Source organism: Pseudomonas sp. MF6767 (genome assembly GCF_016405475.1).
Classification (GTDB): Bacteria; Pseudomonadota; Gammaproteobacteria; order Pseudomonadales; family Pseudomonadaceae; genus Aquipseudomonas; species Aquipseudomonas paracarnis.
Genome location: NZ_JAEKCY010000056.1, coordinates 1 through 693 on the forward strand (window position 1 = coordinate 1; position 693 = coordinate 693).

A 693-nucleotide genomic window follows, 5' to 3' on the forward strand; every position below is an offset into this window, starting at 1 on the left:
TACCACGTCTTTCATCGCCTCTGACTGCCAAGGCATCCACCGTATGCGCTTCTTCACTTGACCATATAACCCCAAGCAATCTGGTTATACTGTGAAGACGACATTCGCCGAAAATTCGAATTTCTCAATTAAGAGAACTCACAAATTTTACCTTAGCCTGATCCGTTACCAGTGAAAGTAACGTTCAGTCTATCTTTCTATCACATACCCAAATTTTTAAAGAACGAACTAGTCAAAGACTAGAAATCAACATTCACCATCACAACGATGGAATGCTCATTTCTAAGCTTTATACAAACAGAAGCAGTAGTGGTGGAGCCAAACGGGATCGAACCGTTGACCTCCTGCGTGCAAGGCAGGCGCTCTCCCAGCTGAGCTATGGCCCCGTATTTCTACAGGCGTTTCCCACACAAAATTGGTGGGTCTGGGCAGATTCGAACTGCCGACCTCACCCTTATCAGGGGTGCGCTCTAACCAACTGAGCTACAGACCCAATTTCGGGCTGCTTCTTTCGTCTTCTTCAATGAATCAAGCAATTCGTGTGGGAACTTATGGAGCAGCTGATGTCGTCGATTAAGGAGGTGATCCAGCCGCAGGTTCCCCTACGGCTACCTTGTTACGACTTCACCCCAGTCATGAATCACACCGTGGTAACCGTCCTCCCGAAGGTTAGACTAGCTACTTCTGGTGCAA

Annotated in this window: 2 tRNA genes and 1 rRNA gene; all 3 read right to left on the reverse strand. The window is 47.5% G+C overall.

Features of this window, described 5'->3' with window-relative positions:
• Positions 1 to 310: 310 nt before the first annotated feature.
• Positions 311 to 386, reverse strand: a tRNA-Ala gene (locus tag JFT58_RS30055).
• A 30-nt stretch (positions 387 to 416) separates the two neighbouring features.
• Positions 417 to 493, reverse strand: a tRNA-Ile gene (locus tag JFT58_RS30060).
• An 81-nt stretch (positions 494 to 574) separates the two neighbouring features.
• A 16S ribosomal RNA gene (locus JFT58_RS30065) occupies positions 575 to 693 on the reverse strand; the annotation flags it as partial.